The 25,710-nt window shown below is 66.7% G+C and carries 28 protein-coding genes; 17 read left to right on the forward strand and 11 right to left on the reverse strand.

The genetic code is table 11. The features are described 5' to 3' along the window. Positions 1-44 precede the first annotated feature (44 nt). Positions 45-716: a DUF6766 family protein gene (locus tag ACVWWN_RS07840; protein WP_457143384.1), complete on the forward strand. Its 672-nt coding sequence runs from the start codon at positions 45-47 to the stop codon at positions 714-716. Here the strand turns inward: ACVWWN_RS07840 and ACVWWN_RS07845 are convergent. Together ACVWWN_RS07845 and ACVWWN_RS07850 are read right to left on the reverse strand one after the other, a co-directional pair. Continuing rightward, entirely contained in the window at positions 713-1,402 is a 690-nt protein-coding gene (locus ACVWWN_RS07845) for a PAS and ANTAR domain-containing protein (protein WP_457143385.1), read from the reverse strand. The two genes, ACVWWN_RS07840 and ACVWWN_RS07845, sit on opposite strands and share 4 nt — an antisense overlap. 87 nt (positions 1,403-1,489) lie before the next feature. After that, positions 1,490-2,287, reverse strand: coding sequence for a SigB/SigF/SigG family RNA polymerase sigma factor (locus tag ACVWWN_RS07850; RefSeq protein WP_457149043.1), 798 nt, complete (start codon positions 2,285-2,287; stop codon positions 1,490-1,492). 163 nt (positions 2,288-2,450) lie between these two features. Here ACVWWN_RS07850 and ACVWWN_RS07855 point away from each other — a divergent pair, with 163 nt between their 5' ends. The 10 genes from ACVWWN_RS07855 (at position 2,451) to egtE (ending at position 11,536) form a co-directional block, all read left to right on the forward strand. Beyond that, positions 2,451-2,894: a hypothetical protein gene (locus ACVWWN_RS07855; RefSeq protein ID WP_457143386.1), complete on the forward strand. Its 444-nt coding sequence runs from the start codon at positions 2,451-2,453 to the stop codon at positions 2,892-2,894. 57 nt (positions 2,895-2,951) lie between these two features. Further along, complete coding sequence (locus ACVWWN_RS07860; RefSeq protein ID WP_457143387.1) at positions 2,952-3,401, forward strand: Fur family transcriptional regulator; 450 nt, start codon at positions 2,952-2,954, stop codon at positions 3,399-3,401. 30 nt (positions 3,402-3,431) lie between these two features. Beyond that, on the forward strand, positions 3,432-4,892 hold the full coding sequence (locus tag ACVWWN_RS07865; protein WP_457143388.1) for a catalase: 1,461 nt from the start codon (positions 3,432-3,434) through the stop codon (positions 4,890-4,892). A 94-nt stretch (positions 4,893-4,986) separates the two neighbouring features. Continuing rightward, positions 4,987-5,415, forward strand: coding sequence for an organic hydroperoxide resistance protein (locus tag ACVWWN_RS07870; RefSeq protein WP_457143389.1), 429 nt, complete (start codon positions 4,987-4,989; stop codon positions 5,413-5,415). Positions 5,416-5,419: 4 nt separating this feature from the next. Next, complete coding sequence (locus tag ACVWWN_RS07875; protein ID WP_457143390.1) at positions 5,420-6,061, forward strand: sensor domain-containing protein; 642 nt, start codon at positions 5,420-5,422, stop codon at positions 6,059-6,061. 115 nt (positions 6,062-6,176) lie between these two features. Continuing rightward, positions 6,177-7,463 (forward strand): ergothioneine biosynthesis glutamate--cysteine ligase EgtA, encoded by a 1,287-nt coding sequence (gene egtA / locus ACVWWN_RS07880; protein ID WP_457143391.1) that lies wholly within the window; start codon positions 6,177-6,179, stop codon positions 7,461-7,463. Further along, positions 7,460-8,749, forward strand: a complete 1,290-nt coding sequence (egtB, locus tag ACVWWN_RS07885; RefSeq protein ID WP_457143392.1) for an ergothioneine biosynthesis protein EgtB — start codon at positions 7,460-7,462, stop codon at positions 8,747-8,749. The genes egtA and egtB overlap by 4 nt, the downstream gene beginning before the upstream one ends. After that, positions 8,749-9,441 carry an ergothioneine biosynthesis protein EgtC gene (egtC, locus tag ACVWWN_RS07890; protein ID WP_457143393.1) on the forward strand — a complete coding sequence of 231 codons (693 nt, stop codon included), beginning with the start codon at positions 8,749-8,751 and terminating at the stop codon, positions 9,439-9,441. Before egtB ends, egtC begins: the two co-directional genes overlap by 1 nt. Then, on the forward strand, positions 9,438-10,403 hold the full coding sequence (gene egtD / locus ACVWWN_RS07895) for an L-histidine N(alpha)-methyltransferase (RefSeq protein WP_457143394.1): 966 nt from the start codon (positions 9,438-9,440) through the stop codon (positions 10,401-10,403). The genes egtC and egtD overlap by 4 nt, the downstream gene beginning before the upstream one ends. After that, complete coding sequence (gene egtE / locus ACVWWN_RS07900; RefSeq protein ID WP_457143395.1) at positions 10,400-11,536, forward strand: ergothioneine biosynthesis PLP-dependent enzyme EgtE; 1,137 nt, start codon at positions 10,400-10,402, stop codon at positions 11,534-11,536. Before egtD ends, egtE begins: the two co-directional genes overlap by 4 nt. A gap of 497 nt (positions 11,537-12,033) precedes the next feature. On the opposite strand, the gene ACVWWN_RS07905 is transcribed toward egtE, so the two are convergent. Together ACVWWN_RS07905 and ACVWWN_RS07910 are read right to left on the reverse strand one after the other, a co-directional pair. After that, positions 12,034-13,524, reverse strand: coding sequence for a glutamate--cysteine ligase (locus tag ACVWWN_RS07905; RefSeq protein ID WP_457143396.1), 1,491 nt, complete (start codon positions 13,522-13,524; stop codon positions 12,034-12,036). A gap of 10 nt (positions 13,525-13,534) precedes the next feature. Continuing rightward, positions 13,535-14,296 (reverse strand): class I SAM-dependent methyltransferase, encoded by a 762-nt coding sequence (locus ACVWWN_RS07910; RefSeq protein ID WP_457149044.1) that lies wholly within the window; start codon positions 14,294-14,296, stop codon positions 13,535-13,537. A gap of 9 nt (positions 14,297-14,305) precedes the next feature. Between ACVWWN_RS07910 and glpK the strand changes: the two genes are divergently transcribed. After that, positions 14,306-15,859 carry a glycerol kinase GlpK gene (glpK, locus tag ACVWWN_RS07915; protein WP_457143397.1) on the forward strand — a complete coding sequence of 518 codons (1,554 nt, stop codon included), beginning with the start codon at positions 14,306-14,308 and terminating at the stop codon, positions 15,857-15,859. Here the strand turns inward: glpK and ACVWWN_RS07920 are convergent. The 3 genes from ACVWWN_RS07920 to ACVWWN_RS07930 form a co-directional block, all read right to left on the reverse strand. Next, on the reverse strand, positions 15,856-16,737 hold the full coding sequence (locus tag ACVWWN_RS07920; protein WP_457143398.1) for an oxidoreductase: 882 nt from the start codon (positions 16,735-16,737) through the stop codon (positions 15,856-15,858). The genes glpK and ACVWWN_RS07920 overlap by 4 nt on opposite strands. Before the next feature lie 52 nt (positions 16,738-16,789). Continuing rightward, positions 16,790-17,533: a PadR family transcriptional regulator gene (locus tag ACVWWN_RS07925; RefSeq protein ID WP_457143399.1), complete on the reverse strand. Its 744-nt coding sequence runs from the start codon at positions 17,531-17,533 to the stop codon at positions 16,790-16,792. A gap of 81 nt (positions 17,534-17,614) precedes the next feature. Beyond that, a complete protein-coding gene (locus ACVWWN_RS07930) occupies positions 17,615-18,142 on the reverse strand; it encodes a PadR family transcriptional regulator (protein WP_457143400.1) in 528 nt (175 codons plus the stop codon). 78 nt (positions 18,143-18,220) lie between these two features. Here ACVWWN_RS07930 and ACVWWN_RS07935 point away from each other — a divergent pair, with 78 nt between their 5' ends. The 3 genes from ACVWWN_RS07935 (at position 18,221) to ACVWWN_RS07945 (ending at position 21,199) form a co-directional block, all read left to right on the forward strand. Next, positions 18,221-19,576, forward strand: a complete 1,356-nt coding sequence (locus ACVWWN_RS07935; protein WP_457143401.1) for a carotenoid oxygenase family protein — start codon at positions 18,221-18,223, stop codon at positions 19,574-19,576. A 130-nt stretch (positions 19,577-19,706) separates the two neighbouring features. Beyond that, positions 19,707-20,027: a hypothetical protein gene (locus tag ACVWWN_RS07940; RefSeq protein WP_457143402.1), complete on the forward strand. Its 321-nt coding sequence runs from the start codon at positions 19,707-19,709 to the stop codon at positions 20,025-20,027. A 14-nt stretch (positions 20,028-20,041) separates the two neighbouring features. Continuing rightward, positions 20,042-21,199: a cation:proton antiporter gene (locus ACVWWN_RS07945; RefSeq protein ID WP_457149045.1), complete on the forward strand. Its 1,158-nt coding sequence runs from the start codon at positions 20,042-20,044 to the stop codon at positions 21,197-21,199. Here ACVWWN_RS07945 and ACVWWN_RS07950 read toward each other — a convergent pair. Together ACVWWN_RS07950 and ACVWWN_RS07955 are read right to left on the reverse strand one after the other, a co-directional pair. Continuing rightward, a complete protein-coding gene (locus ACVWWN_RS07950) occupies positions 21,163-22,125 on the reverse strand; it encodes an AraC family transcriptional regulator (protein WP_457143403.1) in 963 nt (320 codons plus the stop codon). The two genes, ACVWWN_RS07945 and ACVWWN_RS07950, sit on opposite strands and share 37 nt — an antisense overlap. Then, positions 22,062-22,739, reverse strand: a complete 678-nt coding sequence (locus tag ACVWWN_RS07955; RefSeq protein ID WP_457143404.1) for a TetR/AcrR family transcriptional regulator C-terminal domain-containing protein — start codon at positions 22,737-22,739, stop codon at positions 22,062-22,064. Before ACVWWN_RS07955 ends, ACVWWN_RS07950 begins: the two co-directional genes overlap by 64 nt. Before the next feature lie 45 nt (positions 22,740-22,784). On the opposite strand from ACVWWN_RS07955, the gene ACVWWN_RS07960 reads away from it, so the two are divergent. Next, entirely contained in the window at positions 22,785-23,264 is a 480-nt protein-coding gene (locus ACVWWN_RS07960) for a DUF998 domain-containing protein (protein ID WP_457143405.1), read from the forward strand. Positions 23,265-23,332: 68 nt separating this feature from the next. Continuing rightward, a complete protein-coding gene (locus tag ACVWWN_RS07965) occupies positions 23,333-23,827 on the forward strand; it encodes an anthrone oxygenase family protein (RefSeq protein ID WP_457143406.1) in 495 nt (164 codons plus the stop codon). A 5-nt stretch (positions 23,828-23,832) separates the two neighbouring features. On the opposite strand, the gene ACVWWN_RS07970 is transcribed toward ACVWWN_RS07965, so the two are convergent. Then, positions 23,833-24,768 carry a YncE family protein gene (locus ACVWWN_RS07970; protein WP_457143407.1) on the reverse strand — a complete coding sequence of 312 codons (936 nt, stop codon included), beginning with the start codon at positions 24,766-24,768 and terminating at the stop codon, positions 23,833-23,835. A gap of 51 nt (positions 24,769-24,819) precedes the next feature. After that, a complete protein-coding gene (locus ACVWWN_RS07975) occupies positions 24,820-25,701 on the reverse strand; it encodes an RDD family protein (protein ID WP_457143408.1) in 882 nt (293 codons plus the stop codon). Between the last annotated feature and the right edge of the window lie 9 nt (positions 25,702-25,710).

Raw genomic sequence — 25,710 nt, forward strand, 5'->3', positions numbered from 1 at the left:
CGACAGGCACTACGCTCAGCAGTGGTCAGTCCGAGGAGGGCATCGTGTCGCTGCGGACAGTGTTGCGTAACAACGGCTTGCTGCTGGCATGCTTCGGACTGTTTCTCGTCTTCTTCGCCGGAATGGTGGTGTCCGGCGCCGCGACGTACAACCAGGAACAGCAGGAACACGGTTCGCGCGAGCAGATCTCTGTGCTGCAGTATCTCCGCACCGGCGATTTCATCGAGGCGACGTTCGAGAACTGGGAATCCGAGTTCCTCCAGATGGGCATGTACGTGGTGCTGACAGCCTTCCTGTATCAGAAGGGATCGTCGGAGTCGAAGCCGATCGACAGCCCCGCACCGCAGGACGAGGACCCCCGTGAGGAACGGGCGGACACGTCGATGCCGCGGCCGGTGCGCAAAGGGGGATGGGTGCTCGCGGTTTACGAGCACTCGTTGGCGATCGCATTCTTCGCATTGTTCTTCGCGTCGGCAGCGTTGCATGCCGCAGGTGGGGTGAAGGCGTTCAACGAGGAACAGCTGCAGCACGGTGAAGCTGCGATCTCGATCTGGCGCTACGTGACAACGTCGCAGTTCTGGTTCGAATCGATGCAGAATTGGCAGAGCGAGTTCATCGCCGTCGCTGCCATCGTGGGACTGTCGATCTTCCTGCGCCAGAGGGGTTCTGCGGAATCCAAGCCGGTGGCCGAACCCCACGGCCACACCAGTGCCTAGCAGTGATCTTGGTCGGGGCGTGATTTGACGCGCTGGTGAGCGGTGAGCAGCGCCCGATCGACGCTCGAGCGTGGCGGAACGAACCCTTCTGCCAGCTGCAGCCCGCGGATGTCCTCGACGAGTTGTTCGGCCAATGCACGCAGCGGGGTGTTGGTTTCCTGCGAGCGCCACCGAAGCAGTTCGAACGCCGGTCCGGCCTCTATGCCATAGACCATCATCAACATCCCCTTGGCCTGTTCGATGACAGCCCGGCTCTCGGTCCGTTCGGTCACGGCCGCATTGATAGCCGCCTCGCGATCCTCCGGGATGTCGGTCACGTCGATGTAAAGGCCTTGCGCGCCGATCAATTCGCCGGAATTGTCCTGGAGTCGTTCACCGATGACCACCACCTCCCGCGTGGTGCCCTGGACGGTAACGATGCGGTGACGGGTGCTGAACGGACTGCGGCTTCGGCGCATCTCGTCGAGAGTGTCCTTTACAGACTCGCCGTCGTCGGGATGTTTGTGGGACAGCACCAATCGGGTGGTGGGGCTGACCGTTCCCGGCGCATATCCGTGGATCATCTCTACTTCTGGCGACCACTCCCACCGGTCGTTGGCGAAGTAGTAGCGGTACCAACCGACCCGCTGTGAGTTGCCCGTGAAGGGGCTCACGTCCGGCGACTCGCCGTCTGGTCGGGTGGACATCCCTACGAATATCCTCCGATGTCCGCACCGCTCGGTCACGTCGCGCTGACGAATTCGTCTCGGTTCGACGGAGAAGCGGGACAAACATCAACCGGCAATGGCGTTTACGCGCACCTCGGTGGACATCACCTGTTGCCTCAAGGTAGCCAGCGAGCGCGCGAGCAGGCGCGATACATGCATCTGTGAGATGCCGAGGCGCTCGGCGATCTGAGTCTGGGTCATGTTCTCGAAGAATCGGAGCGCGAGCACCGCCTGTTGCCGCGCCGGAAGTGCGCCGATCAGCGGACGGACGGTTTCGACGTCGAGCACCTTTTCGAGGTTCGAGTCAATCTCGCCGAAGGTCTGCGCCAATGTCGGGCGATCGTCGTCTTGTCGTGCCGGCGCGTCGGTCGACAGCGTTGAGTATGCGCTCGACGCCGTCAGTCCTTCGACGACCTCGTCGCGTTCCAGGCCAAGATGTTTCGCGACCTGAGTTGCGGTGGGGGCGGCGCCCAGCTGTTGGGACAGCTCCGCGGTGGCCTTCGTGAGTTGAGAATTCAGGTCTTTGAGGCGGCGCGGAACCTTCAACGACCAACCGTGATCGCGGAAGTGGCGACGAACCTCGCCCATCACGGTGGGGACGGCAAAAGCCAGAAAGTCGCTGCCGGTGTTCACGTCGAAGCGGTTGACGGCATTCAACAAGCCGACGCGCGCCACCTGAACGAGGTCATCAATCGGTTCGCCCCGATTCCGGAAGCGCCGGGCGATGTTGTCCGCGATGGGCAGGCAGCGCCGGATGATCGCGGCCCGCTGTTTCAGGTAGGCATCCGAATTTGTCTCCAGAGCGGAGAGAGCGCGAAACATCTCCGAGACGTCGTCATAGTTGGTGGAGTGCAGCGAAGACACGGAAAGGCCCCCTACCGAGTTACCGGGTGTTTTCTCCGGCTCGGTTTTGAACCTGCGCCTGTGTACCTCCGTGGCGGCAGTTCGAAACGTCGGCAAGCCGCTCACAGCTGATTCATATCGAATTCAAGACAAGTGCATCACTGACGCTTGGATGATCGGTCACATGAGTGAAACAACGCCGCCTTCCGAACCCGCGACCGGTCCGGTGACCACGACCTCCACGACGTCACAGCCAGCGATTACGCCGCCGCCACCGGTCGAGCGTGAACCGCGGCCCAGGCGCGGCCGCCTCAATCTCGTGGCCGCCTGGGTCGGCATCGTCGCGGGCGTCGTCTTCATCGTCGCCGTGATCTTCTTCTCCGGATTCGTGCTCGGAGCGCATTCCGGCGGCGGTCACCACGGCTGGCGCCACCACGGCGGTGGCCACCGTGACTACGCGATGATGCACCGCGGTGGACCACCGGCGATGTCCCCGATGGTGCCGCGCGGGCAGTTCGAGCGACCCGGCCAGGGCTTCGGGCCCCCGTTCGGAGGACCCGGAGGGCCGGGCGCCGAGCAGCCCCAGGGGCCTGGCGCACCGAGCACCAGCGGCCCGGCACGTCCATAGCAGAAGCCCGCGCGCAGTTTTCTTGACTCATTCCAGAATAGGTGCATACTGGGAAACGTGACCTCGGCGCGTGCTCTCGATCCGCCGGCCTTGTTGCGGGCCGCCGGATTGCGGGTCACGTCGCCGAGGCTTGCGGTGTTGAAAGCCCTTGTCGCCAACCCGCATTCGACAGCTGACGATGTGGCCCGCGAGGTTCGTGGGTCCGCGGGTTCGGTATCCACGCAGGCCGTTTATGACGTCCTGCGGGCGTTTGTCGGCGCCGGCCTGGTCCGGCGCATCGAGCCGGCGGGTTCCTCCGCTCGGTATGAGACGCGTACGCACGACAACCACCACCATCTGGTGTGCCGGCTCTGCGGCCGGGTGGCCGACGTCGACTGTGTCGTCGGCGCTGCGCCCTGTCTGGAGCCATCGGATGTCGGCGGATTCGAGATCGAGGAAGCTGAAGTCGTGTTCTGGGGTCTATGTCCGGCGTGTCGTACCCCAGGACCTGCGGCCTCAGCCCGGTAGGCCGCACACCACGAGGAGATGAGATTCGAGATGACCGAAAAATTCGCCACAACGGATGGCGGCGCTCCGATCCCCAGTGTGGAGCACTCGCTGACCGTCGGGCCCGATGGCCCGATCCTGCTTCAGGACCACTACCTGATCGAGCAGATGGCGAACTTCAACCGCGAACGAATTCCGGAGCGGCAGCCGCACGCCAAGGGCGGTGGCGCGTTCGGCCATTTCGAGGTGACTCAGGACGTCAGCAGGTTCACCCGGGCGGCCTTCCTGCAACCGGGCGCCAAGACCGAGACGCTGATCCGGTTCTCCACCGTGGCCGGCGAGCGGGGCAGCCCAGACACCTGGCGTGACCCGCGTGGGTTCGCGCTGAAGTTCTACACGTCGGAGGGCAACTTCGACATGGTCGGGAACAACACCCCGGTGTTCTTCATCCGCGACCCGTTGAAGTTTCAGAACTTCATCCGCAGTCAGAAGCGCATGCAGGCCACCAATCTGCGCGACCACCACATGCAATGGGACTTCTGGTCGCTGTCGCCCGAGTCGGCCCACCAGGTGACCTGGCTGATGGGCGATCGCGGCATCCCGAAGACGTGGCGCCACATGAACGGCTATTCCAGCCACACCTACAGCTGGCTGAACGCCAGCGACGAACTGTTCTGGGTGAAGTACCACTTCAAGACGGACCAGGGCGTCGAGTTCCTCACCCAGGAAGACGGCGATCGGCTCGCCGGTGAGGACGGTGACTACCACCAGCGCGACCTGTACACCTCGATCCAGGACGGCAATTTCCCGAGCTGGACGCTGCACGTGCAGATCATGCCGTTCGAGGATGCCAAGACCTACCGGTTCAACCCCTTCGACCTGACCAAGGTGTGGCCGCACGCCGACTATCCGCTGCACGAGGTCGGGCGGCTCACGCTCGACCGCAACGTGACCGACTACCACGCGGAGATCGAGCAGGCGTCCTTCGAGCCCAACAACATTGTGCCCGGCACCGGGTTGTCCCCCGACAAGATGTTGCTGGCCCGCGGGTTCTCCTATTCCGACGCCCATCGGGCCCGCCTCGGCGTCAACTACAAGCAGATCCCGGTCAACTCCCCGAAGGTCGAGGTACACAGCTACTCCAAGGACGGCGCGATGCGGATCCGCAACGTGACCGATCCGGTGTACGCGCCGAATTCGATGGGTGGCCCGGAAGCCGACCCGAAGCGGGCGGCCGAGGTGCACTGGGCCTCCGACGGCGACATGGTGCGGTCGGCCTACACGCTGCGTCCCGAGGACTCCGACTGGGGTCAGGCGGGCACGCTGGTCCGTGAGGTTCTCGACGATGACCAGCGGGATCGCTTGGCGCACAACATCATCGGTCACGTCTCCAAGGGAGTGCGGGAGCCCGTGCTGTCACGGGTGTTCGAGTACTGGAAGAACGTCGACCCGGACCTCGGCAAGAAGGTCGAGGAAGGTGTGCGAGCCAAACTGAACGGCAACGGGAAATAGTGGCCGGCAGATAGTTCGCTGACCGCAGGCGTCCCGGCTGCAGCCCGGCCGGGGCGCCTTGCCGTCTGCTCCAGGGCTGGCATGATCAAGTCCCATGAGCATCGAAGTGGTCTACACAGCAGAATCAACCGCGACCGGGGGTGGCCGCGACGGTCACGTCAAGTCCTCCGATGACAGGATCGACCTGGACACCCGCCCGCCGAAGGCGGCCGGGGGCAGCGGCGAGGGCACCAATCCCGAGCAGCTCTTCTCGGCCGGCTACGCCGCGTGCTTCCTCGGGGCGGTCCGGCTGGTGGCGCGTAACGAGAAGATCGACCTCGACGACGCGTCCGGGGTCACCGTGCAGGTCGGGTTCGGCAAGGACTCCGAGGGCGGGTTCGGGATCAACGCCCACCTGATCGGCTACCTGCCCGGCCTCGAGCAGAGCGCCGCCGACGACCTGATGCAGAAGGCGCACGGGGTCTGCCCTTATTCGAAGGCCACCCGCGGCAACATCGACGTCACGCTGTCGGCGAAGGTCTGACCCCATGCGTGCCGCCGCCGCGACGATGGCCCTCGGTCTGTCGCTGGCGGTCCCGGCGGCACCCGCCTGGGCCCGGCCGTCGGATCCGGGCGTGGTGAACTACGCCGTGCTCGGTAAGGGCTCGGTGGGCAACATCGTCGGCGCGCCGATGCGGTTCGAGTCGACCTTCACCGACCCGGTCCAGTCGTATTACGTCGACGACCCGGCGTGCAACAACTGGGCCGACATCGGCCTGCCCGAGGTCTACGCCGATCCCGACCTGGCCTCGTTCAACGGTGCCGTCGCCCAGGTGTCGGACAACGACACGAGCCATCTGGTCAAGCAGGCGATCGGCGTTTTCGCCACCAACGACGCCGCGGACCGGGCGTTCCACCGCGTCGTGGACCGGACAACGGGATGCAGCGGCCGGACGACGGCCATGCACCTGGACAACTTCACCACGCAGGTGTGGACCTTCACCGGTGGTCCCGCGACCGCCACCGACGCGGACTGGGTGAAGCAGGAAGCCGACACCGATCGGCGCTGCTTCACCACCACCCGCAAGCGGGAGAACGTGCTGCTGCAGGCGAAGGTGTGTCAATCCGGCAACGGTGGCCCCGCGGTCAACGTGCTGGCCGGTGCGATGCAGAACACACTCGGGCAGTAGAGCAGGTAATTCGGGTACCCGTCATCGCCCCGTAAGCGCAAATCGCGGGACTTTGTCGGTGGGCTCTGGAAGATGGAGTGAAGGCTTCGTTCCGGACCCGGAAGGGATGGTTGGTATGGCCTTCGCCATCACAACGAAGGTGGACGACGCGCATCCCTCCGAGCCGCGGTCCGATGAGTTGACCAGCGCCCAGGACGCAGCCGCCTACATCGGCGACGACTGTCTGTCCGACAGCCCCGTCGGCCTGGTCGGGCTGGAGATCGAGGCCCACTGCTACGACTTGTCCGATCCGATGCGGCGGCCGGGCTGGGACGAGCTCAGCGAGCTGATCGCCGGTGTCCCGGTGCTGCCCGGCAGCAGCGCGATCACGGTGGAGCCGGGCGGTGCCGTCGAGTTGTCCGGGCCCCCGATGGACGGCCCAGCCCCGGCCATCGCGGCCATGGCGGCCGATCGCGCGGTGCTGCGTTCGGCGTTCGCGCAGGCCGGGCTGGGACTTGTGTTGCTTGGCGCGGACCCGTTGCGGCCGGCGAAACGGGTCAACCCTGGGGACCGCTACCGGGCGATGGAGCGGTTCTTCCGGGCCAGCCAGACCGGCGAGGCCGGCGCGGCGATGATGACGTCGACGGCATCGGTCCAGATCAACGTCGACGCGGGGCCCCGCGGCGGATGGGCGGAGCGGGTGCGCTTGGCACACGCCCTCGGCCCGATGATGATCGCGGTCTCGGCCAACTCACCGCTGCTCGGCGGCCAGTTCACCGGATGGCAGTCGGCCCGTCAGCGGGTGTGGAGCCAACTCGACTCGGCCCGCTGCGGTCCGGTCCTGGGCGAGAACGGCGACGACCCGGCCAGCGACTGGGCGCGGTATGCGCTGAAAGCGCCGGTCATGCTGGTCAACACCCCGGAGGCGGTGCCGGTCGCGCAATGGGTGCCGTTCGCCGACTGGGCGGACGGCAGGGTGCTGTTGGACGACCGCAGGCCGACGCCGGCCGACCTCGACTATCACCTCACGACGCTGTTCCCGCCGGTGCGCCCACGCAGATGGCTGGAGATCCGCTACCTGGACAGCGTGCCCGACGCCATGTGGCCGGCGGTCGTGTTCACCATCGTCACCCTGCTCGACGATCCCGCCGCAGCCGCGATCGCCACGGAGGCCACCGAATCCGTTGCCACGATGTGGGACCGGGCCGCCCAGCTCGGTCTCGCTGACCGCCGCCTGCATTCCGCGGCGAAGGTGTGCGTGCAGACGGCCGCGGAACGTGCACCGGCCGAACTCCAGGAATCGATGGAGTGCCTCGTGCGTTCGGTCGAATTAGGCCGCTGTCCCGCCGATGACTTCTCCGATCGAGTGGTGAAGTACGGAATCGGGCCGGCGGTCAGCCAACTCGCCCGGGGAGAGACGTGACGTCACGCGAAACACTGGCCCGCGAGTTGACTCGCGCACGGGAACGCACGCTGCGACTCGTCGACTTCGACGACGCCGAACTGCACCGGCAGTACGACCCGTTGATGAGTCCCCTGGTGTGGGACCTCGCCCACATCGGTCAGCAGGAAGAACTGTGGCTTCTGCGGGATGGCAACCCGGACCGGCCGGGAATGCTGCCGCCCGACGTCGAATGTCTGTACGACGCGTTCCTGAACTCACGGGCCAGCCGCGTGGATCTGCCCCTGCTGCCGCCGACCAATGCCCGGGCGTATTGCGCGACGGTGCGGGAGAAGGCCTTGGACACCCTCGATGCGGTGGTCGACGACGACGAGGCGAGTTTCCGTTTCGGACTGGTGATCAGCCACGAGAACCAGCACGACGAGACGATGCTGCAGGCGCTGAGTCTGCGGTCCGGGCCGCCGCTCCTCGGCACGGGTTCGCTGCTTCCGGTGGGACGGGCGGGACTGGCAGGCACGTCGGTGTTGGTGCCGGGCGGTGAGTTCGTCCTCGGCGTCGACGCGGTGACCGAACCGTATTCCCTCGACAACGAGCGACCCGCGCACATCGTGGACGTGCCGTCCTTCCGCATCGGCCGGGTGCCCGTCACCAACGGCGAGTGGCGCCAGTTCATCGACGACGACGGCTATGACCGACAGCCGCTGTGGTCGGATCGCGGTTGGACACACCGTCAGCAGGCGGCCCTGACCGCACCGCAGTATTGGAATCGCGACGGCACCCGCATCCGCTTCGGTCATGTCGAGGACGTTCCTGCCGATGAACCGGTCCAGCACGTCACGTATTTCGAGGCCGAGGCCTATGCGTCGTGGGCGGGCGCGCGCCTGCCGAGCGAGGTGGAGTGGGAGAAGGCCTGCGCATGGGACCCCGAAACCCATTCGCGGCGTCGATTCCCTTGGGGCGCATCCGAACCCACCGAACATCTGACCAACCTCGGCGGCGAAGCATTGCGTCCGGCGCCGGTCGGTGCCTATCCGGCGGGTGCATCGGCATACGGGGCCGAGCAGATGCTGGGCGACGTCTGGGAGTGGACCTCCTCACCGCTGCGGCCGTGGCCCGGCTTCACGCCGATGATCTACGAGCGCTATTCGCAACCCTTCTTCGAAGGTTCCGGTGCTGGCGACTACAAGGTGCTCCGCGGTGGATCGTGGGCGGTCGCGCCGGGCATCGTGCGGCCCAGCTTCCGAAACTGGGACCATCCCATTCGCCGGCAGATCTTCGCCGGACTCCGGCTGGCCTGGGACGCCTGATGTGCCGGCACCTCGGCTGGTTGGGTGAACCCTGCTCGATTGCGTCGCTGGTGCTCGACCCGCCCAACGCGCTGTTGGTGCAGTCGTATGCGCCGCGACGGCAGAAGCACGGGCTGATGAACGCCGATGGGTGGGGCGTCGGCTTTTACGACGACGGTGTCGCACGCCGGTGGCGCAGCGCCTCGCCGCTGTGGGGTGACGCGTCGTTTTCGTCGATCGCGCCCGCACTGCGCAGCGGCTGTATGGTCGCCGCAGTCCGGTCGGCGAGCGTCGGAATGCCGATCGAAGCGACGGCATCCGCGCCGTTCACCGACGGGCGGTGGCTGCTGTCCCACAACGGGCTGGTGGACCGCGCGGTGCTGCCGGCCTCGGCGAAGGCAGAAGCCACGAACGACAGCGCATTGCTGGCGGCGCTGATCTTCGACCGCGGTCTGGACGCACTCGGTGCCACCATTGTCGAGGTCGCCGCGGCCGACCCGAATGCGCGGCTGAATATATTGGCAGCCAATGGGTCTCGATTGCTCGCCACCACGTGGGGTGACACGCTGTCGGCGTTGCGCCGCGACGACGGGGTGGTGCTGGCCAGTGAGCCCTACGACGACGACCCCGGCTGGCAGGAGATCCCCGATCGGCATCTCATCGACGTCGTGGGCACCCGACTGGTACTGACCCCCCTGAAAGGATCGTCATGACCTTTTCGCTGTCCAACTACCTTGCCGCCGACTCGGCCGCGCAGGCGCTGCGCCGCGACGTGCATGACGGGCTGACTCAGACGCCGAAGACGTTGCCGCCCAAATGGTTCTACGACTCGGTGGGCAGCGACCTCTTCGACCAGATCACCCGGCTACCCGAATATTATCCGACCCGGACCGAGGCGGAGATCCTGCGCGCCCGCTCGGGGGAGATTGCGGCCGCATCGGGTGCCGACACTCTGGTGGAGCTGGGTAGCGGCACCTCCGAGAAAACACGGATGCTGCTGGACGCGTTGCGCGACAGCGGGTCCCTGCGCCGGTTCATCCCGTTCGACGTGGACGCCGGTGTCCTGGATGCCGCCGGTTCGGCGATCGAAAAGGAGTATCCGGGCATCGAGATCGACGCCGTATGCGGTGACTTCGAGGAACACCTCGGAAAGATTCCCCGGGTCGGACGCAGATTGGTCGCGTTCCTCGGCTCCACCATCGGCAACCTGACGCCGGGTCCGCGCGCGGAGTTCCTGTCCGCGCTGTCGGAGACGTTGCAGCCCGGTGATGCCCTGTTGTTGGGCACCGATCTGGTGAAGGACACCGGCAGGCTGGTGCGCGCCTACGACGACAGCGCGGGCGTGACTGCCCGGTTCAACCGCAATGTGCTCGCCGTGGTCAACCGTGAACTCGACGCCGACTTCGATCTCGACGCTTTCGAGCACGTGGCGCGCTGGAACGCCGCCGACGAGCGCATCGAGATGTGGTTGCGCTCGTCGGCCGCACAGCGGGTTCGCATCGCCGCGCTGGCCCTGACCGTCGACTTCGCCGAGGGCGAGGAAATGCTCACCGAAGTGTCCAGCAAGTTCCGGCCCGACCGGGTGGTCGCCGAACTGGCTGATGTCGGGCTTCGACGCACGCACTGGTGGACAGATGCGGCCGGGGACTTCGGGCTGTCGCTCTCGGTCAAATGACCCGAACCGACTCGCTCGCACTGCAGTGGCGGGAAGCCCGGCCCACGGTCGCCGGCCTTCACCTGGACAACGCCGCCTGTTCCCGCCAGAGCTTCGCAGTGATCGATGCGGTGGCCCAGCATGCCCGCCATGAAGCCGAGGTCGGCGGATATGTCGCGGAGGACGCCGCGGCGCCCGCGCTTTCGGCCGGGCGGGCGGCCATCGGTGCGCTGACCGGACTGAGCGGCGTGGACGTCGTATTCACCACCGGTTCCGGCAATGCGCTGGACCTGGTTCTCGACAGCTGGGCCGGTGAGCGCACGCTGGCCTGCCTACCAGGCGAATACGGCCCCAATCTGGCGATCATGGCGGGCAACGGGTTCCAGATCACGGCGCTGCCGGTCGACGGAGACGGCCGGATCGTGGTGGACGACGCCGAACGGCAACTGGCCGCAGAGCCGCCGGCGCTGGTGCACCTCACCGCGCTCGCCAGCCACCGCGGCGTCGCCCAGCCGCTGGCCGCGCTGGCCGACGTCTGCCGCAACCTCGGCCTGCCCTTGGTGGTCGACGCCGCGCAGGCGTTCGGGCACCTCGATTGTGCGGTGGGTGCTTCGGCGATCTACAGCTCGTCGCGCAAGTGGATGGCCGGTCCGCGCGGCGTCGGTTTCCTCGCGATCCGGCCCCAGCTCGCCCAACGGCTTCGGCCGCGGGTCCCGCCACCGGACTGGGACCTGGGCCTGTCGGTGCTGGAACGGCTCGAGGAGGGCGAAGCGAACGTTGCGGCGCGGATCGGCTATTCGCTGGCCCTGGGTGAACATCTGGCGGCGGGGCCCGCGGCGATTCGCGCCCGGCTCGCCGAACTCGGGCGGCTGACCCGCACCGTGCTGGCCGGCGTCAAGGGCTGGCGGGTGGTCGAGCCACTCGACGAGCCAACCGCAATCACCACGCTCGCCCCGGTCGACGGCGCCGACCCGCAGAGAGTGCGGGCGTGGCTGATCGCGGAGCGCTCGATCGTCACCACGTCCGCCCCGGTACTGCGGGCGCCGTTCGAGATGGCCGGGCCCGTGCTGCGCGTATCGCCACACGTCGACAGCACCGCGGATGACCTCGAGACATTCGAGGCGGAGTTGTGCACGGCCACGGCACAGGTGTGACGCAGCGTCCTTTCGATGGCGGCGAGTTTCGAATCGCGTGGATGGCCTGCCGGAGGTTCATTGGCGCGACAATTCCCGGCGGCGTGGACCATCGCCCGTAGGTAATTGTGGCGATCCGCAAGGGGCAGTGAATGAAACAGCGTGCTGTCCTTGATCTTTGGGAAGCGGGCGCCGTATCCACTCGGCGTCGTGATGTCGGCGTGCACGAACGTGGCCGTGGTCGGCCCGCACTCCCGCGCCATCGCGGTGGCCGCGGCGAGTGCCGTCGGACTCATGTCGACACGCACCACCGTGTGGCCCCTTGCGGCCAGCGCCAACGACAGATCGACGAACTCCGGTTACGGCATACCGAAATTCCACGAGGGCGGCCCGATGAACGGGCCTTTCTGCCGGTACGCGCCATCCGCGTCGAGTAGTTCAGCAGCCATGCCCTTTGAGACGCCACTCCTGCAAACGTGTTCGCCGGGTCTTAGCCGCTGAGTCGCATCACGCATGCCTTAAACCGTTGTGTCCCACGTGTGCACGGGCTCGTTACTGTGCATTCGCTGGCAGTACAGCCTCAGCATCTCGGCCAGTGCGGCAGGCCGGGCCAACCCGCGTTCCTGCAGCGCCCGGACGGTGGCCACCTGCCACGTGGCGCCGTTGTGGCCGGTCTTCGCCCGCCCCTCGATCACGCCCAGATACCGGTCGCGGACCTCAGCGGCCACCTCCCAGCGCCGCAGACCGGCGTCGGCCATCGGCAACAGCTGTCGCAGCACCAGCTCGTCGGGTGTCACCTCACCAAGACCTGGCCAGTAGAGCCGGGCCTCCATTCCGTGCTGTGCGGCCTCGAGGAAATTATGGTGAGCCGCAGCGAAACTCATTTTCGTCCACAACGGCCGGTCCTCCTCGGACAGTGTCCGCAGCATGCCGTAGTAAAACGCCGCATTGGCCATCATGTCGACCACGGTAGGACCTGCGGGCAGCACCCGGTTCTCCACCCGGAGGTGCGGGCGGGCGACTCCATCCTGTTCCACCACATCGTAGACCGGCCGGTTCCATCGGTAGATGGTGCCGTTGTGCAGCCGAAGCTCGGCCAGTCGCGGGGTGCGCCCGGCCGCCAACTCAGCGACCGGATCCTCGTCCGAGAGTTCGGGCAGCAGCGACGGGAAGTACCGGACGTTCTCCTCGAACAGGTCGAAGATCGACGTGATCCAATTTTCGCCGAACCAGACCCGCGGGCGCACGCCCTGGGTCTTCAGTTCGTCCGGGCGCGTGTCGGTGGCCTGGGTGAACAGTTCGATGCGGGTCTCCGACCAGAGTTGGTGGCCGAAGAAATACGGCGAGTTCGCCCCGAGTGCCAGCTGGGGTCCGGCGAGCACCTGCGCGGCGTTCCAGTTGTGCGCGAAGTCAGCGGGGGAGACCTGCAGGTGCAACTGCATGCTGGTGCACGCCGACTCCGGTGCTATGGACGCGGCCTGCAGACTGAGCCGTTCCGGTCCGGTGATGTCGATCAGGATGTCCTCGCCGCGGGCGGTGAAGATGGAATCGTTGAGCGCCTGATAGCGGGTCGAATCGCTCATCCACCGACCAGAGAGGTGGTCGGGCATCAGGGTGGGCAGGACGCCGACCATCACTATGTGCGCATCGTGACCGTTCGCCTTGGCCTCGGCCGCGTTGAGGCTGGCGCGGACCTCGGCTTCCAGCTCGAGTGCCGCACGGCCGGGCAATCGCCTTGGCGGAACGTTGAATTCGATGTTGAAGGCGCCCAATTCAGTCTGGTAGGCCGGGTCGGCGATCGCCTCGAGCACCGCCTGGTTACTCATCGCCGGCTGGTAGTCGGAGTCGACGAGGTTGCACTCGATTTCCATACCAGTCAATGGCCGCTCGAACTCGAAACTGGACTGGGCGAGCATGGTTTCGAAGACATCCAGGCACAGTTGCACCTTGCGCCGGTACTCGCGGCGGTGCGCGCGACTGAAGTCGGTCTGCTTCACCTCTTCGCCCACGACGACGAGCCTATCGGCGGCTGGCCACCACGACCTGCGGATTAATCAGTCCGCCCCGCAATTCCACCTCGATCGCGGAATCGGCATGGGCGGCGAGCGCGCGCAGCGCAGACGGGCTGTAGGTGCGCAGCGAGCTGATCAGGCCGTCGTGCAACAACGGAATCACCGGAGCGAACGGCAGCATCACCGCGAGCCGCAGGATGTGCACCGGTGACGGCGGCCGGGGCAGGTCGATGATCACCAGTTTGTCGGCCGCCCGGGTGCCTTCGGCGAAGGCACGGCAGGCGAGCGCCAGCGGCAGGTGGTGGAAGGAGAGAGCGAACACCGCCACGTCGAAGTGCCCGTCGGCCACGTCGATGGCCGTGGCGTCCATTTCCCGAATGACCGCCCGCGGGTGCGCGCCGAGCTCACCGGCCCGGATCGCCGCCACCGATGCGGGCTCGACGTCGGTGACTGTCAGTTCGGCAGTCGGATGCCACTCGAGGAGTTTGCGTGACAGCCCACCGTGACCGGACCCGAGTTCGAGGATCCGCGGGTCGGGTACGTCGGCCACCTCCTCGAGCACGATGCGCGCGAACCTGTCGGTGTTGCCGAAGAACTCGCCGGTCCATTCCAGCCCGCGGATCACGCTTCGCTTGACGTCATCGTCCACATCGTCGCGATCCAGGTACTCCAGCCTGTCGGTCTCCAGCAGTCGGTCCACGCAGGAGGCGCGCGGGCCGCCGCGCGGCATGCGGGCAATGTCGGCCGTCGGGGAACCCATGTAGTCCATGATGGACGATTGCATTACCGGCGAGGGGAGCAGGAGTTGGCCGATACTGGGGAGTTCATCGCCTCCGTCGACCAGGGCACCACCAGTACCCGCTGCATGATCTTCGACCACGACGGCGCCGAGGTCGGGCGTCATCAGCTCGAACATGATCAGATCCTGCCGCAGGCGGGCCGGGTGGAGCACAACCCGGTCGAGATCTGGGAGCGCACCGCATCGGTGATCAGGTCGGCGCTGAACATGACGAACCTGTCGGCAACCGACCTGGGCGCGCTGGGCATCACCAATCAGCGCGAGACCGCGCTGGTGTGGAACCGCAAAACCGGCAGGCCGTATTACAACGCGATCGTGTGGCAGGACACCCGCACCGACCGAATCGCTTCGGCGCTGGATCGCGACGGCCGTGGTGACGTCATCCGCCGAAAGGCAGGCCTACCACCCGCCACCTACTTCTCGGCGGGCAAGGTGCAGTGGATCCTGGAGAACGTCGACGGGGCCCGGCGCGACGCCGAGAACGGTGACGCGATCTTCGGCACCCCCGACAGCTGGGTGTTGTGGAACCTCACCGGCGGTCCGCGCGGCGGCGTGCACGTCACCGACGTCACCAACGCCAGCCGCACGATGCTGATGGACCTGGAAACGCTGGAGTGGGACGACGAGTTGTTGTCGTTCTTCGACATTCCCCGGCAGATGCTTCCCGAAATCAAACCGTCGTCTGTACCCGAGTCCTACGGTACGACCCGCGACGACGGGCCGCTCGCCGGTGAGGTGCCGCTGACCGGCATCCTCGGCGACCAGCAGGCCGCGATGGTCGGCCAGGTGTGCCTGAGCTCGGGCGAAGCCAAAAATACTTATGGCACAGGCAACTTCCTGCTGCTCAACACCGGTGAGAAAATCGTGCGCTCCGAGAACGGACTGCTGACCACGGTGTGTTACCAATTCGGCGACTCGAAACCCGTTTACGCGCTTGAGGGTTCCATCGCGGTGACCGGTTCGGCCGTACAGTGGCTGCGCGATCAGCTGGGCATCATCAGCGGTGCCGCGCAGAGCGAGTCGCTGGCTCGCCAGGTCGACGACAACGGCGGCGTCTATTTCGTGCCCGCGTTCTCCGGTCTGTTCGCGCCGTACTGGCGTTCGGATGCGCGGGGCGCGATCGTCGGGCTGTCCCGGTTCAACACCAACGCGCATCTGGCGCGGGCCACCCTCGAGGCCATCTGTTACCAGAGCCGCGATGTCGTCGACGCGATGGAGGCCGACTCGGGCGTGCACCTGGAGGTGCTCAAGGTCGACGGCGGCATCACGGCCAACGACCTGTGCATGCAGATCCAGGCCGACGTGCTGGGCGTCGACGTGGTCAAGCCGGTGGTGGCCGAGACCACCGCGCTGGGCGCCGCATACGCGGCCGGCCTCGCGGTCGGTTTTTGGGAGAACCCCGAGGACCTGCGCGCCAATTGGCAAGAGGGCAAGCGCTGGAGCCCGAACTGGTCCGACGACGAACGCGCCGCCGGCTACCAGGGTTGGCAGAAGGCGGTGCAGCGCACGCTGGACTGGGTCGACGTCGACTAACCGGCCGCGTCGTCGAGTTCCCGCTTGGTGTCCTCGTCGAGTTCGATGTCCGCCACCGCCGTGTTCTCCTCGAGATGGGGTACGGATGACGTGCCGGGAATGAGCAGTACGTTCGGCGCCACTGACAGCGTCCAGGCGAGGGCTACCTGAGCGGGCGTGCGGCCGAGGCGTGCTGCCTCGCGGTGAACGGCGGGATGGCCCAGCACCGGATTGTCCGCGGCGAACGCGGAGCCCAGGGGGAAGAACGGGACGAACGCGATGCCCTGCTCGAGGCACGCGTCCATCACGGGTTGCGAGGTCCGGTCAACGAGGTTGTACGCGTTCTGCACGCACACGATCTCGGTGCGGTCCAATGCGATCCTCAGGTGCTCCGGTCCGATGCTGCTCAGGCCGATGCCGGCGATCAGCCCTTCGTCGCGGGCCTTGATCATCGCGGTCAGCTGGCGGTCGAACAGCTCGCGGTTCACCTGGGCGGGCTGGTTGGCGTCCCCGCCCTCGTCGAACACCCGAAGGTTGGCGGCGGCGAGCCGGTCGGTGTCCAGAGTGCGGAGGTTCTCCTCCAGGCTGGCGCGCAGTTCGTCCGGATCCTGAGCGGGCAGCCACGCCGCGTTGTCGTCGCGGCGCCCGCCGACCTTGGTGACCAGCGCCAAGTCCGCCGGATACGGGTGCAGGGCCTCGCGGATGAGTTCGTTGGAGACATCCGGCCCGTAGAACTGAGCGGTGTCGATGTGGTTGATACCCAACTCGATTGCGCGGCGGAGCACGGCCAGGGCTTGATCACGGTCACGGGGTGGCCCGAACACACCGGGCCCGGGCAGTTGCATGGCGCCGAAACCGACGCGGCCGACGTGGAATGAGCCCAGCGGGAAGGTTTGCATAGTGAGTGCGTACACCACTCCCGCCGGACTTATTCCCACATCGATGGGTCGACTACTCCTCGCCTAGGATTCCGTAGATTTCGCGGCGGGCGTTGTTGACGATGTCGATGACGCGCTCCTGCTGCTCTTCCGTCGCGGCGTACGCCGACTGTGCCACCGCACCCATCAACTGGGTGACGGCGCTGCGCAGGTTGACGTGTCCAGGCTCGGCCCCTTCGGTGATCTCCTCCCACGGCGGGGTCTCGATCTTCTCGGCGGCGGTGCGGCCGTCGTCGGTCAGCTCGAAAAGCTTCTTGCTGCCTTCACTTTCGGTGGCAGCGATGAGACCTTCGTCGACGAGCAGTTGCAGTGTCGGGTACACCGAACCGGGGCTGGGACGCCACAGGTTCTCGCTGCGCTCGGCGATCTCCTGGATCATCTCGTAGCCGTGCATGGGGCGCTCGGCCAGCAGAGTGAGGATGGCGGCGCGGACATCGCCGCGCTTGCCGCGATGGCCGCGTCCACCGCGACCGCGGCCGCGGCCGCCCGGGCCGAAGCCGGCGCGCGGGTCGAAGCCGAACTCGAATCCGCCGCGCCCGGAACCGAAGCCACTGGGGCCCGGGAAGCCGGGGCCCGCATCGTGCCCGCGGAACTGGTCGCGTAGGTGTTCGCGGAAATCGCGACGAGCCTGGCGCCGCTGCCGATGCAGCTCGCGATGTTCGAGGCTGCCGGCCCACCGGCTTTGCGGGTCGGCGGAGCCCAAGCCGAAGCCGCCCGGGGGTGTGAATGGGCCCGGGGGTGTGAATGGGTTGGTCATGGGTGTTCCTTGCGTTTGAGACGAGACGCCGAATGCGCTCCGATATGTTTACGATATATCGGAAGCTATCGCGATGCAACGCTACTTGTCGTGGCGTTTATCGATCTTCTTCACCAGCCAGTTCGCCCAGTCGGCCTCCATTGCGCCCTTTCGCAGGCCGTACTCCAGCGCGGCACGACCGAAAAAGGCGCCGTCCCCGTCCTTCCAGTCGATGGAGTCGCGCAACTCCTCCAGCCGTTTGACCTCGTCTTCCGCCTCGTGGGCCATCGCGACGACATGCCGGCGGGCCTGGTCGCGGGTGATCTCGCCGAGCAGGAAGACGCGCAGCAGTCCGGCGCTGCGGAACGGCGGGTCGTCGTCGGCATTTGCGATCCAGCGGCGCAGTTCGGCCCGTCCGGCGTCGGTGATCCGATACTCCTTGCGGCCGCGGGGGCCGATGTCGGACACCTCGATCAGGCCGGCCTCCGCGAGCTTGTTGAGCTCGCCGTAGAGCTGACTCTGGGTGGCCGGCCAGACGTTGGCCATCGATTTCTCGAAGTGCCTGAGCAGGTCGTAACCACTGCCGGGCTGCTGGGCCAGCAGGCCCAACGCCGCAATTCGCAGACTCACGCGTCGATGGTAGCTCCACTATTGACATGTCATAGACGACATGTCAGATTAGGAATGTCACGACGAGGAGAACGATCAATGACCCACACGACCGCGGACACGTCCGACACCTCCGCCCTGTTCGGCACCGGCGAGTTCTTTCAGCAGGGCAACTACGCTCCCGTCGCCGACGAACTCACGGAGTTCGACCTGCCCGTGGAGGGCGCCATCCCCGCCGAGCTCGACGGCTGGTACCTGCGCAACGGGCCCAACCCCAGACAGGCGACCGCGCACTGGTTCATCGGCGACGGCATGATCCACGGCGTCCGGATCGAGGATGGCCGGGCGGCGTGGTACCGCAACCGGTGGGTGCGCACGGACAGCTTCGACGATGACTTCCCGCTCTACAACGCCGACGGCACCCGGAACCTGCGGGCCAGCCGCGCGAACACGCACGTCGTCAACCACGCAGGTAAAACCCTGGCGCTGGTCGAGTCGTCGCTGCCGTACGAGATCTCCAATGATCTGCAGACGCTGGGTGCCTACGACTTCGGGGGCAAGCTGGTCGATTCGATGACCGCGCACCCCAAGATCTGCCCGACCACCGGCGAAATGCACTTCTTCGGTTACGGCAACCTCTTTACGCCGCATGTCACCTACCACCGGGCCGACGCCGACGGCGAGCTGACGATCAACCGGCCGCTCGATGTCCCTGCCCTGACGATGATGCACGACTTCGCGCTGACCGCCGCGCACGTCGTGTTCATGGACTTGCCGATCGTGTTCAACCTCGACATCAAGGGCGACGGCGATATGCCTTACCGGTGGGATGACAATTACGGCGCCCGGCTCGGTGTGCTGCGCCGCGACGATCCGTACGGTGCGGTGCGGTGGTTCGACATCGAGCCGTGCTACGTCTTCCATGTCGCCAATGCCTATGACCGCATCTCTTCTGACGGCAATTCCATTGTGTTGCAGGCGGTTCGCTATCCGGAACTGTGGCGGGGCACGGGCGGGTTCGAGACCGACGGGGTGCTGTGGAGCTGGACCATCGACCTGGCGTCCGGCCGTGTCGCCGAACGTCAGGTGGACGACCGCGCGGTGGAGTTTCCGCGTATCGATGATCGGCTGACCAGCCTGCCGGCCCGATACGTCGTGTCGGTCGGCGACGGCCGATTGGTCCGCTACGACCTGAATTCCGGCGCAGCGGTCGAACACGCCTTCGGCACCGCGGAATCGCCCGGGGGTCCCGGTGAGGCGGTGTTCGTCCCGTCCACGTCCGGACCCGCCGATGAGAGCAGCGGCTGGTACATCGCTTACGTCTACGACCCGGCGCGAGACGGCAGCGACTTGGTCATTCTCGATGCCTCGGACTTCGCCGCACCGCCGGTCGCCAGAATCAAGCTGCCGCACCGTGTGCCGTATGGGTTCCACGGAAACTGGATATCTGCTTGATCGGTGTCACAACGATTCGGCCCGCCACCTTCTCGGTGGTGGGCCGCCAGAAAGCAACTGCGGCAATGCGTCCCGGATGGCTCCCGCGGAAACAAGACGGGCGGGGCGCGCATGGGTAACGTGACCAGCCATGGCGGTCAACTGGCTGGACCAACCCGAGGACCACGACTACGGCGCTGCCGGGGACTACCTGAGCATGGTCGCCGAGCCCCCGGACGTCGAGAAGACGCTCGCCGCGTTGCGGACGGCCCAACCGGTCTACCGGAGTGTGAGGGCGGATCTGGGCAAGATCAGCACCGGCAAGACGCTGTCACCGATCCTGTTGCTGCGTGGTGACGTTTTCAAGACGGTGAAACTGGAGATCGCCGACGGCTACCACCGGGTGTGTGCCAGCTATTTGACCGACGAGAACACGGCCATCCCTTGCCGTCTGGCCTCCTGGCAGACCTGACCAAGAGCATCGAGATGTTCGGATTCGACACGCTGGCGCTGCTCGCCGTCATCGGGCTGGCCGGACCGCTGCTGGCCTCGTTGCCGCGGTTCCGGGTACCGATCGTCATCGGCGAGCTGGTCGCCGGGGTGATCGTCGGCCGCACCGGATTCGGCATCGTCGACCACGCCGATCCCACCTTCACGCTGCTCGCCGACATCGGCTTCGCGCTGGTGATGTTCGTCGTCGGCACCGGTGTGCCGGTGCGGGACAAGACCCTGCGAACGGCCATCCCGAAGGCGGCGCTGCGTGCGGTGGCGGTGGGGGCGGCGGCGGCCGTTCTGGGTGCGGGGCTCGCGGACGTGTTCGGCACCGGGCATGCCGCGCTGTACGCCGTCCTGATGGCCTCGTCGTCGGCGGCACTGGCGCTGCCGGTGATCGACTCACTGCGACTCAGCGGACCGCCGGTGTTGTCGGTCACCACCCAGATTGCCATCGCCGACGCGGCATCGATTGTGTTGCTGCCCTTGGTGATCAACCCGCAGCAGGCGCCGCGGGCCGCCCTGGGCGCGGTGGCCATTGCAAGCGGCGCGCTGGTGCTCTACCTCGTGCTGCGCCGCGCAGGCCGGCGCGGCCGGCGCAAGCGTGTGCACCGTTACTCGGAGAAGCGCCGGTTCGCCCTCGAACTACGACTGAGCCTGATCATGCTGTTCGGGTTGTGCGCGCTTGCCGTCACCACGCACGTGTCGATCATGTTGGCGGGCTTCGCGCTCGGCCTGGTGATATCGGCAATCGGCGAACCCCGGCGGCTTGCCCGTCAACTCTTCGGCATCACGGAGGGTTTCTTCGCACCGTTGTTCTTCGTCTGGCTGGGCGCATCGTTGCAGGTGCGTGAACTCGCTGCGCATCCGCTGCTGATCCTGCTCGGCCTGGGCCTCGGCGTCGGTGCGGTCCTGGCCCACTGCGTGGGCCGGCTCTTCAGCCAACCGCTGACGCTCGCGGTGCTGTCGGCCGCGCAACTGGGTGTGCCGGTGGCCGCAGCGACCCTGGGCACCGAACAACATCTGCTGGCGCCCGGTGAACCCTCGGCGCTGATGCTCGGCGCATTGGTCACAATCGGCACCACGTCCATCGCCGGCGTGATGGCGTCGCGTCGTCAGAGCGCCGACGAGTCCGAGACTGCCGCCGGATAGGCGGCTGCGCGGTGCGAGTTCGGGCTGACCCCGTAGGCGCGTTTGAATGCGCTGCTCAGTGCGAACGGTGTGCTGTAGCCGACCTGACGGGCGACTGCGGCGATGGTGGCCTGGCTCGACCGCAACAGGTCCGCGGCCAACGCGAGCCGCCAGCCGGTGAGAAACGCGATCGGCGGTTCACCCACCTGCTCGGTGAACCTGCGGGCGAATACGGCGCGTGAAGATCCCACCGCTGCAGCCAGATTCGCGACCGTCCAGGGGTATGCGGGATGGTTGTAGATGAGCTTCAGCGCAGGGCCCACCACGGTGTCGCGCTCGGCCTGCCACCACGTCGGCGCATTCTCGTCGCGGTCGAACCAGGTGCGTAACACCGCGATCAGCAGGAGATCCAGCAGGCGGTCGAGGTAGGCCTCCTGGCCGGGCCCGTCATGAGCCGCCTCCGCTGCCAGCAGGGCCACCAGCGGGGTGTCCCACTCGTCGGCCCGCAGCACCAGCACGGTGGGCAGTGCGTCGAGCAGTCTGGCGCTCACCTCGCTGCGGCCTTCGTAGGCACAGATCACCGACCGGGTGGCACCCGATGCACTGTTACCCCAGGTGCGTACGCCGATCGACATCTCGAATCGCAGATCCTGCCCGCCCAGTGTCGTGCAGCGCTGGCCGGGATGGATGACGACCATGGGAATGGTGGAGGGGTCGTCTGCGTAGAGGTAATGCTCGATGCCGCGGGTCACCGCGACGTCACCGGGCCGCAGCCACACCGGTCCCGAGCTCGCGCCGACGATCGCGGCGCTGCCGTGCGTCTGGCAGATCAGCGTCAGCGGCGCGTCGTCCCGGATGCTCATCGACCACGGCGGGTCCATCATCATCCGCAGTACGAATGCGCCCCGCGCCCGCACACCGTCGAGCAGTCCGACCACGGCGTCCATCGACGGGAGCTTATCGATATCCCGCCAGAAACACCCGGATCGCGGCCCGCCACGTGGTGGTCCACGTCGATGCTGGACTCGACCGCCGGTCCACCACAGAACAGGGCCGCGTCGATGCACCGGCCGATGACGAGGAACGCGAAATGCTCGGCGGCAATGCCTGGTTCGGGGACATGGAGCAGGCCCCGGTCGTGTAGTCGCGCGAAGCAATCCGCGAAGGCGGCGAGCGTCCGCGTCGGCGCCTGCTCGTAGTACAACCGGGCGAGTTCCGGCAGCCGGTTGGCCTCACCGACCACCAGCCTGCGCAGCTGCACCACCGGCTCCTGCACGACGGCACGCAGGTAGTCACCGGCCAGCCGCGTCAGATCGGATTCCAGGTCGGTGGTCTCCCCGAGCGTCTCGACCCGCGAGAGAAACGGCGTCACCGTGCTGTCCAGTGCCTCGTTCACGATGGCCAGCAGCAGTTCCTGCTTGTCGCCGAAGTGTTTGTACACCGTCTGCTTGGAGACCTCTGCCGACGTGGCGATCTGGTCGACGCTGGTGCCCTGGTAGCCGTTGCCGAGGAAGAGTTCCCGTCCCGCGGACAGGATGGTCAGCCGCTTCCCAGCCGGCATGCCGCCAGCCAGCTGGCCAACGGGGACCTCGGCTGGATCCAGGTCGTGACGTTCTTGGTCACCGGGGCCATGACGATTGCGGCGGCGGTGGGGGTTCGCCGCGCCATGGGCTCGGGCCGGCGCTCGGCGGGGGCATCGGGTCTGCTCGGCGCCTATGGCGCCGCGTTGATGGTGGCAGGCATCTTCCGCGCAGATCCGTCGGATGGCTTTCCGCCGGGCACCCCGGCGGGCATGGGTGAGGTCAGTTGGCACGGCCTGGTCCATTTCGCGGTCGCCGGTGTCGGCTTCGCCTGCCTGGCCGCGGCCTGCTTCGTGCTGGGCGCCCGGTTCGCGCGCGGGGCGGAGCGCGGGTGGGCCTGGTTCTCGCGCATCACGGGCGTGGTGTTCGCGGGCAGCTTCCTCGCCTTGTCGTCCAGGTCCGGCGGCACCGCATCGATTTTGGTGTTCACCGCCGCGGTCGTCCTGGTATGGGGTTGGCTGGCCGCGATATCGGTCAAGCTCTACCGCGGGGTCGGTCAGGCGTAGACGCTCGCGTATGCAGTCGGGACGAGAAACGATGGCTCGGCGCACTGCTCCCCGGTTGACTTCGAGTCATGAACACGAGCCCATTTGTGGTCCTGACATCGATCGCCGCGCTGCTGTCCGCCGCGGCGGGCGGAATGATGTACGTCTTCTCGACCATGGTGATGAGCGGCCTGGCCCGGACCGGTCCCGGCGGGGCCATCACGGCGATGCGTGGCATCAACGCACAGGCCAACGCCAGCCCCGCGTTCCTGCTGCCGTTCTTCGGTGCGACCATTCTCGCCCTGGTGGTCGGCGTCCTTGCCGCACTTCATCTTCGGCAGCCGGGCAATTGGTGGGTGCTGGCGGGTGCGATCTTCGCGGTCCTCGGCGCCATCATCACGATGGCCTTCAACGTGCCGCTCAACGATCACCTCGACGCCGTCGACCCCCTCAGGCTGTCGGCGGCCGATGCAGCCCGCGAGTGGCACGCCTTCGTGTCCACGTGGACGGCGTGGAACCACGCCCGCTCGGCCACCAGTTTCATCGGCGCGGCACTGATGCTGGTGGGACTGCGATATCGCTGAGGCGTTCAGCGCCCGATGACCGAGATCGAATTGGCCTTGTAATTGACCACCCAGGCGGTGTGCGTGGACGGATCCACCGCGACGGTCCGCGGTCCGGCGCCCACCCCGACGGTATGGGTAACCGTCCGTTTCTCGGCATCGATCACCGACACGGAGGAACTGCCGGAATTGGTGACGAAGACGGCGCCGGAATCGACCGTGGCCGCGGTCGGCTGACCACCCACCTTCATCGTCTGGACCACGGTTCGCTTCTCGAGATCGAGTACCGACACCGAGTCCTCACCCGCATTCGGGACGAAAGCGGTATGCCTGGCCGAATCGATCGCCACATCGCGCGGGCTGCGGCCCACCGAGATGGTGGCGATCACCGCCGACTTCACAGGATCGACGACCGAGACCGTCGCGTTTCCGCTGTTGGCCACATAGAGGAGTCGGCTCGCGGGATCCACGCCCATCTTGTCCGGCGAGGTGCCGACCTCGATCGTCGCGGTGACCTTGCGGGATTTGGCATCGATGACCGAGACCGTGTCGTCCAGCAGATTGGCGACGAACACCGTGCCCGTGGCGGAATCCACTTCGATGCCGCCCGGCACCTGACCGACCTCGATCACCCCCGTGATGGCACCTGATTCGATGTCGACGACGGACACCGAGTTTCCGATGGTGACGTATGCACTCTGCGTGGTCGGGTCAACGGCAACGAATCCGGGGGCCTTGCCCACCTTGATCGCGCCGATGCGTGCTTTGGCGTCGACGACGTAGAGCGAATCGTCACCACTGCTGGTCACATACGCCCGGTGTGTTGACGAGTCCGTTGCGACGTCGGGCATCCGACCGGAACCGAGGTGGAACGTCGCGGTGACCTTCGGCGGCGGTCCGGGGGCCGGCTCACCGGATTCACCTGCGCAGGCGGTCATGACCAGAACAAGCACACCGGCCACAATTCCGACGTTCCTGTGCACGACGTCCCCCCGGTCGACTGGGAACACATGTTAGCTGGGCGGCGTGAATCCGGTGTCGGGTGGCGGTGACACGACTGGCTGCTGATAAGCCGGCTGTTGCTGTTGCTGTTGCTGGTGATGCAGGGGCTGGGCCGGCCACCGCGGTGACGGTCCCGGCGCCGCTGCCTGTAGCCGCGCCAACTCTCGCCGGTGCCGCTCGGCGAGCACCGCGGCGAGAACGAGTTGCGGCGGAGTGCCCGGCGGTGGAGGCGGCGAAATCTGGGCCACCACATCGCTGGTGATCCGGTGGGCCATCTGATCACGCATCGCAGGGTCCAACTGCGAAGCCCGGGAAAGGAATTGGCGGGCCAGCTCGGCCTGCTCGGAGCGTAGCCCGGACAGCTGCAGCGACGGTGCCCACCATGCAAGCTGTGGCGGCATGGGTGGTGGCGGGGTGAGTTTCGGTGCGCGCTCGCTGATCACCACGGTGCCGGCGAAGATGTCTCCGATGCGCTGGCCCCTGGACGAGAGCAGGCTGCAGATGACCGCGGGGCCGCCCGCGAACGTCCAGATCTCGACCACACCGGCGAGCGCGCGAAACAATGCCTGCCGGAACCGCTCCGGCCCACCGTCGTCGGATACGACCCGCAGCCCGAGCGCCATCTTGCCCAGGGATCGGCCTCGCGTCGCCGCTTCGAACACGGCGGGATATCCCACCACGGTGAGCACCGTGAAGAGAATCAGCACGGCACCGGACAAGGCCGGATCGAAGTCGAGCAGCGTGGCCGCCCACAGCAGGACGCCGATGATGTACCCGATGAACACGACGGTGATGTCGATCATCGCCGACAGCGCGCGCACCGGAAGCTGCGCGATCTGGACGTCCAGGACCACCGCGTCCCCGGTCACGACGGGCTCGTACTGGCTGACCATAGGCGCCAC

Source organism: Mycobacterium sp. URHB0021 (genome assembly GCF_054057895.1).

Bases quoted from the DNA above. Each gene is read 5' to 3' on its own strand.
- egtE (WP_457143395.1), top strand. From the start codon at position 10,400: ATGACCCGAACCGACTCGCTCGCACTGCAGTGGCGGGAAGCCCGGCCC.
- ACVWWN_RS07975 (WP_457143408.1), bottom strand. From the start codon at position 25,701: ATGGTCAGCCAGTACGAGCCCGTCGTGACCGGGGACGCGGTGGTCCTG.
- ACVWWN_RS07925 (WP_457143399.1), bottom strand. From the start codon at position 17,533: ATGACCAACCCATTCACACCCCCGGGCCCATTCACACCCCCGGGCGGC.
- ACVWWN_RS07965 (WP_457143406.1), top strand. From the start codon at position 23,333: ATGAACACGAGCCCATTTGTGGTCCTGACATCGATCGCCGCGCTGCTG.
- ACVWWN_RS07870 (WP_457143389.1), top strand. From the start codon at position 4,987: ATGAGCATCGAAGTGGTCTACACAGCAGAATCAACCGCGACCGGGGGT.
- ACVWWN_RS07910 (WP_457149044.1), bottom strand. From the start codon at position 14,296: ATGGACTACATGGGTTCCCCGACGGCCGACATTGCCCGCATGCCGCGC.
- ACVWWN_RS07950 (WP_457143403.1), bottom strand. From the start codon at position 22,125: ATGGACGCCGTGGTCGGACTGCTCGACGGTGTGCGGGCGCGGGGCGCA.
- ACVWWN_RS07940 (WP_457143402.1), top strand. From the start codon at position 19,707: ATGGCGGTCAACTGGCTGGACCAACCCGAGGACCACGACTACGGCGCT.
- ACVWWN_RS07845 (WP_457143385.1), bottom strand. From the start codon at position 1,402: ATGTCCACCCGACCAGACGGCGAGTCGCCGGACGTGAGCCCCTTCACG.
- ACVWWN_RS07865 (WP_457143388.1), top strand. From the start codon at position 3,432: ATGACCGAAAAATTCGCCACAACGGATGGCGGCGCTCCGATCCCCAGT.
- ACVWWN_RS07955 (WP_457143404.1), bottom strand. From the start codon at position 22,739: ATGCCGGCTGGGAAGCGGCTGACCATCCTGTCCGCGGGACGGGAACTC.
- ACVWWN_RS07935 (WP_457143401.1), top strand. From the start codon at position 18,221: ATGACCCACACGACCGCGGACACGTCCGACACCTCCGCCCTGTTCGGC.
- egtD (WP_457143394.1), top strand. From the start codon at position 9,438: ATGACCTTTTCGCTGTCCAACTACCTTGCCGCCGACTCGGCCGCGCAG.
- ACVWWN_RS07920 (WP_457143398.1), bottom strand. From the start codon at position 16,737: ATGCAAACCTTCCCGCTGGGCTCATTCCACGTCGGCCGCGTCGGTTTC.
- ACVWWN_RS07855 (WP_457143386.1), top strand. From the start codon at position 2,451: ATGAGTGAAACAACGCCGCCTTCCGAACCCGCGACCGGTCCGGTGACC.
- ACVWWN_RS07945 (WP_457149045.1), top strand. From the start codon at position 20,042: ATGTTCGGATTCGACACGCTGGCGCTGCTCGCCGTCATCGGGCTGGCC.
- egtC (WP_457143393.1), top strand. From the start codon at position 8,749: ATGTGCCGGCACCTCGGCTGGTTGGGTGAACCCTGCTCGATTGCGTCG.
- egtA (WP_457143391.1), top strand. From the start codon at position 6,177: ATGGCCTTCGCCATCACAACGAAGGTGGACGACGCGCATCCCTCCGAG.
- ACVWWN_RS07875 (WP_457143390.1), top strand. From the start codon at position 5,420: ATGCGTGCCGCCGCCGCGACGATGGCCCTCGGTCTGTCGCTGGCGGTC.